1 protein-coding gene is annotated in these 559 nt (G+C 75.5%); it reads left to right on the forward strand.

The features are described 5' to 3' along the window. Positions 1-559, forward strand: a 559-nt coding sequence (locus tag D183_RS25385) for an Lhr family ATP-dependent helicase (RefSeq protein WP_039728875.1), incomplete at both ends; no start/stop codon positions are given.

Raw genomic sequence — 559 nt, forward strand, 5'->3', positions numbered from 1 at the left:
GGCCATCGCCAGTCCCGAGGGCTACGCGGTGGCCGACTGGGACCGCGACAGCGCGCTGCGCGAGTTGCTGCGCTGCCGGCTGGCAGGCCTGGGGCCGGTCACTGCGGCCACGCTGGCCGCGCCGCTGCACCTGCCGCTGCGCGAGGTGCAGGCCGGGCTGCTTGCGCTGCAGCAGGACGGCTATGTGCTCGGTGGTCGGTTCAGTGCCGACGCCGATGCCGAGGAGTGGTGCGAGCGGCACCTGCTGGCACGCATCCACCGCTACACCCTTGGCCGCCTGCGCCGCGAGATCGAGCCGGTGGCGCCGCGCGACTACGCGCGCTTCCTGTTCCGTTGGCAGCATCTGGACGCACAGGGCCAGGTGGAGGGCGCCGAAGCGCTGGCCGCGGTGCTGGCGCAACTGGAGGGCGTGGAGGCCGCGGCGCCGCTGTGGGAGGCGGAACTGTTGCCGGCGCGGGTGCGCGACTACCGCCCGGCCTGGCTGGACGAGGCCTGCAGTGCCGGCCGCACGCTATGGACGCGGTTGCGCCCCGGCGCCGGCGGCGCCGCGCCGACGCTG

Source organism: Xanthomonas sp. SHU 199 (genome assembly GCF_000364665.1).
Classification (GTDB): Bacteria; Pseudomonadota; Gammaproteobacteria; order Xanthomonadales; family Xanthomonadaceae; genus Xanthomonas_A; species Xanthomonas_A sontii.